This window comes from Aeromicrobium sp. PFPM2_SD2 (genome assembly GCF_057364525.1).
In genome coordinates this window covers 1-4,319 of record NZ_JBNFNZ010000198.1, presented here as the reverse complement: position 1 = coordinate 4,319, position 4,319 = coordinate 1, and the positions used below count along the sequence as shown (strand labels likewise).

Genomic DNA, 4,319 nt, shown 5'->3' with positions numbered 1-4,319 from the left:
GGGCCGTCGCCACGAACCGGGACGTCGTCGGCGACTTCGAGCTGCGTGCCCAGGCGGTCGTCCTGACCTCCGGCGGCATCGGCGGCAACCACGAGCTCGTCCGCTCGGTGTGGCCCGAGCGGCTCGGCACCCCGCCCGAGCACATGCTGTCGGGCGTCCCGGCCCACGTCGACGGACGCATGCTGGGCATCGCCGAGTCCGCCGGCGCCCACCACGTCAACCGCGACCGGCTGTGGGCGTACGTCGAGGGCATCGAGAACTACGACTCGGTCTGGCCGATGCACGGCATCCGCATCCTGCCCGGCCCGTCGTCGCTGTGGCTGGACGCCGAGGGCAACCGCCTGCCGGTCCCCGGCCTGCCCGGCTTCGACACCCTCGGCACGCTGAAGCTCCTGCGCGAGACCGGCCACGACCACAGCTGGTTCGTGCTGACGCAGAAGATCATCGAGAAGGAGTTCGCGCTGTCGGGCTCCGAGCAGAACCCCGACCTGACCGGCCGCAGCGTCAAGGAGCTGCTGCGCCAGCGCCTGGGCAAGGGCGCGCCGGGGCCGGTCGAGGCGTTCAAGGAGCGCGGCGCCGACTTCGTCGTGGCCGACACGCTCGAGCAGCTCGTCGACGGCATGAACGCCGTCACCAAGGAGCCGCTGCTGGACGCCGCCCGCGTCCGCCGCGTCGTCGAGGCCCGTGACCGCGAGATGCGCAACCCGTTCACCAAGGACCTGCAGGTCGCCGCGATGCGCCAGGCCCGCTCGTACCTGGGCGACAAGCTCATCCGCGTCGCCTCCCCGCACGAGCTGCTCGACCCGAAGGCCGGCCCGCTCGTCGCGGTGCGCCTGCACGTGCTCACCCGCAAGTCGCTCGGCGGCCTGCAGACCGACCTGGACTCCCGCGTCCTCAAGGCCGACGGCACCCCGTTCGACGGGCTGTACGCGGCCGGCGAGGTCGCCGGCTTCGGCGGCGGCGGCGTGCACGGCTACAACGCGCTGGAGGGGACGTTCCTGGGCGGCTGCCTGTTCTCGGGCCGGGCGGCGGGACGGGCGCTGGCCCGCGACCTGTAGGTCAGATGAGCACGGACGCCGCGGCGATCGGCACCGCGGCGCTGTAGAGGAAGCCCTGGCCCTGGTCGCAGCCCAGGCTGCGCAGGTGCGCCTCCTGCTGCGGCGTCTCGATGCCCTCGGCCACGACGGCCATGCCGAGCGTGTGGGCGAGCAGGATGATCGACTCCACGATGCTCGCGTCGCGCTCGTTGTCGTCCATCTGGGCGACGAAGGAGCGGTCGATCTTGATCTTGTCGATCGGCAGCCGGGTCAGGTAGCCCAGGCTGGAGAACCCGGTGCCGAAGTCGTCGATGACGATCTTGACGCCGAGCGAGCGCACGGCGCGCATGACGTCCACGACCTCCATCGGGTCGCTCACGAGGATGTTCTCGGTGATCTCCAGCTCGAGCATGGTCGGGTCGAAGCCGGTCTCGAGCGCGATCTGGCGCACCAGCGCCGGCAGGTCGCGGTCGCGGAACTGCTGGGGCGAGACGTTCACCGACAGGCCGACCGGACGCGACAGCCGGCGGCACAGCTCGGCGACCTCCCGGCAGGCGGTGCGCAGCACGTTCTCGCCGAGGTCGGAGATGAGGCCGTGGTCCTCGGCCAGCGGGATGAAGCGGCCGGGCGAGACGACGCCGAAGCGTGGGCTCGTCCAGCGCGCCAGCGCCTCGAACGCGGCGACGTCGCCGGTGCGCAGGTCGACCAGCGGCTGGTAGGAGACGGTGACCTCGGACTCGTTGATCGCGCGGCGCAGGCCGCTGGCCAGCTGCAGCTTCTCGCGGTCGGCGTCCATCGAGGGGACGAACGCCTTGATCGCGTTCCGGCCGGCGACCTTGGCCTGGTACATCGCGGTGTCGGCGCGCTTGAGCAGCTCGGTCGCGTCGGCGCCGTCGCGTCCGGCCATGGCCACGCCGATGCTGACGCCGACGAGGTCGAGGTCGGCCTCGATGTCGGTCATCGCCACGCGCTCCTGGATGCCCCGCGCACGCTGCATCGCGTCGCGCTCGTCCAGGACGTCCACGACGGTGGCGAACGCGTCGCCGCCGATGCGGGCGGTGACCGCCCCGGGACGGCGCCCTCGCGGATGCGCTCGGACACCGACCGCAGCACCGCGTCGCCGACGTGGTGGCCGAGGGTGTCGTTGACCCGCTTGAAGTGGTCGACGTCGAGCACGAGCAGGGCAAGCGGCGCGGTGGGCCGGCGCATGAGGATGTCGTCGACGACCGACACCAGGAACGCCCGGTTAGGGAGCCCGGTCAGCTGGTCGTGGCGGGCCAGGCGCTCGGCCTCGGCGGCGGCCTCGACCCGCTGGCTGTTGTCGTACGCGGCGAACAGGTAGCCGGTCTCGGTCTCGTCGTGGTGCGACATCGGGGTGAGGAACTCGGCCACCGGCACCCGCGTGAGGTCCGGACGCACGTACGTCCACTCGCGGCGGCGCCCGGCTCGAGATCGGCCAGCGTGCGCAGCACCGCGAAGGTGGGCTGGTCGTCGTCGGTGCGGGCCTGCGGCACGTCCAGCCCGGCGGCCGACAGCTCGTCGAGGTCGTGCAGCTCGGCCAGGTCCTGGCCGATGAGCTCCTCGGGCTCGACGCCCAGCAGCGAGCCCGCCGCCGCGTTGGCCGAGACGATGACGCCCTCGGAGGACGTCGTGATGATGCTGATCGGGACGGTGTCGAGGATCGTGCGCCGGTCGGCGTCGATGCGGGCCTGCTCGTTGGCCACGCGCGTGCGGGCGTCGGTGGCCGACGCGACCACGACCGGCTCGTCGTCGCCGTGCAGCAGCGACAGCCGGACGTCGGCGTGGACGCTGGTGCCGTCGAGCCGGTTCAGCACCAGCTCCTCGGCGACGCCGAACGTCTGCCGGGCCACCGCGAGCGAGAGGTGCGCCTCGATCGTCTCGGTGTGGAAGGACTTGGGCACGAACGTGCGCACGTCCTGGCCCACCAGCTCCGCGGCGTCGCAGCCGAGCAGGCGGCCGGCCTCGGGATTGGCCATGCGGATGCGCCCGCGGAGGTCCCAGACCACCACGGCGGTGGAGATGGACTCCACGACGTCACGCCACGAGACCACGTCGGGTCGCTCGTCGGCGGCGGCGTCCTCCACGGACATCGACCCTCCCGTTGCTCGAACACCCGGAGCATAGCGATCCCTGGCGGCCGGGTTCAGCAAGACGTGCCGATAAGGTCGGACCCGTGCTCCGAGTCGCCACCGTCAACGTCAACGGCATCCGCGCCGCCTACCGCAAGGGCATGGACGCCTGGCTCGCCGACCGCGGCTGCGACGTCGTCGCGCTGCAGGAGGTGCGCGCCCCCGACGCGATCGTCCACGACATCACCGCCGAGAGCGGCCTGCACGTCGTGCACACCGAGGCGGCCGACAAGGGCCGCGCGGGCGTGGCGATCCTGAGCCGGTTCGAGCCCAAGGACGTGCGCGTCGGCAACGGCGACGCGTACTTCGACACGTCCGGGCGCTGGATCGAGGCCGACTACGTCCTGGACGACGGCAGCGCCCTCACGGTCGTGTCGGTCTACGTCCACTCCGGCGAGGCCGGCACGCCGCGCCAGGACGACAAGTACCGGTTCATGGACGCCATGACCGAGCGGATGCGCCAGCTGCGGGCGCACGGCACCCACGGCCTGCTCATGGGCGACCTCAACGTCGGCCACACCGAGCGCGACATCCGCAACTGGAAGGGCAACCTGAAGAAGGCCGGGTTCCTGCCCGAGGAGCGCGCGTACTTCGACCGCTTCCTCGGCGAGCTCGGGTGGGTGGACGTCCACCGCCAGCTCTCCGGCGACGTCGACGGCCCCTACACCTGGTGGTCCATGCGCGGGCAGGCGTTCGACAACGACACCGGGTGGCGCATCGACTACCACCTGGCCACGCCCGAGCTGGGCGCCCTCGCCCGCGAGGCGTGGGTCGACCGCGCCGCGAGCTGGGGCGAGCGCTGGTCCGACCACGCGCCGCTGGTCGTCGACTACGACCTCTGACCGACCCGCGCCGGGCGTGACGTCGTTCACGTCCGGCGCCGTCGTCTCGACAGATGCATAAGCACCTGATATATGTAGTTGCATGAGGCAACAGGAGTTGGCCGCCGGACTGCGGACGTTCGTCATCGACGTCGCCCGCGGCACGCGCTCCACCACCATGAGCCGCGTGGCGGCGGCGACGCTCGGCCTGCTCGAGCGCCGCGGCCCGCACCGGATCACCGTCCTCGCCGAGCGCGAGGGCGTCAGCCAGCCGGCCATGACCGGCCTCGTCCAGCGGCTCGAGGCGTCCG

General features: G+C 72.1%; 6 protein-coding genes. 3 read left to right on the top strand and 3 right to left on the bottom strand.

The window, feature by feature from the left end; all coding sequences use genetic code 11:
- A partial coding sequence (locus AC2W7G_RS10120; RefSeq protein WP_485868319.1) for an FAD-binding dehydrogenase occupies positions 1–1,058 on the top strand: 1,058 nt, incomplete at its 5' end.
- 1 nt (position 1,059) lies between these two features.
- Here AC2W7G_RS10120 and AC2W7G_RS10115 read toward each other — a convergent pair.
- Genes AC2W7G_RS10115 through AC2W7G_RS10105 form a run of 3 tightly spaced genes read right to left on the bottom strand, consistent with a single transcriptional unit; the run spans position 1,060 to position 3,148 of the window.
- The gene (locus tag AC2W7G_RS10115) at positions 1,060–2,061 is read right to left on the bottom strand and encodes a putative bifunctional diguanylate cyclase/phosphodiesterase (RefSeq protein ID WP_485868318.1); all 1,002 of its coding nucleotides are present in this window, start codon (positions 2,059–2,061) and stop codon (positions 1,060–1,062) included.
- Entirely contained in the window at positions 1,995–2,408 is a 414-nt protein-coding gene (locus AC2W7G_RS10110) for a GGDEF domain-containing protein (protein WP_485868317.1), read from the bottom strand. The genes AC2W7G_RS10115 and AC2W7G_RS10110 overlap by 67 nt, the downstream gene beginning before the upstream one ends.
- The gene (locus AC2W7G_RS10105) at positions 2,297–3,148 is read right to left on the bottom strand and encodes a PAS domain-containing protein (RefSeq protein ID WP_485868316.1); all 852 of its coding nucleotides are present in this window, start codon (positions 3,146–3,148) and stop codon (positions 2,297–2,299) included. The genes AC2W7G_RS10110 and AC2W7G_RS10105 overlap by 112 nt, the downstream gene beginning before the upstream one ends.
- Positions 3,149–3,231: 83 nt before the next feature.
- Here AC2W7G_RS10105 and AC2W7G_RS10100 point away from each other — a divergent pair, with 83 nt between their 5' ends.
- Both AC2W7G_RS10100 and AC2W7G_RS10095 read left to right on the top strand, forming a co-directional pair.
- Positions 3,232–4,029 carry an exodeoxyribonuclease III gene (locus tag AC2W7G_RS10100; protein ID WP_485868315.1) on the top strand — a complete coding sequence of 266 codons (798 nt, stop codon included), beginning with the start codon at positions 3,232–3,234 and terminating at the stop codon, positions 4,027–4,029.
- Positions 4,030–4,111: 82 nt separating this feature from the next.
- Positions 4,112–4,319, top strand: a 208-nt coding sequence (locus AC2W7G_RS10095) for a MarR family transcriptional regulator (RefSeq protein WP_485868314.1), incomplete at its 3' end; no start/stop codon positions are given.

Bases quoted from the DNA above. Each gene is read 5' to 3' on its own strand.
- AC2W7G_RS10110 (WP_485868317.1), bottom strand. From the start codon at position 2,408: ATGTCGCACCACGACGAGACCGAGACCGGCTACCTGTTCGCCGCGTAC.
- AC2W7G_RS10105 (WP_485868316.1), bottom strand. From the start codon at position 3,148: ATGTCCGTGGAGGACGCCGCCGCCGACGAGCGACCCGACGTGGTCTCG.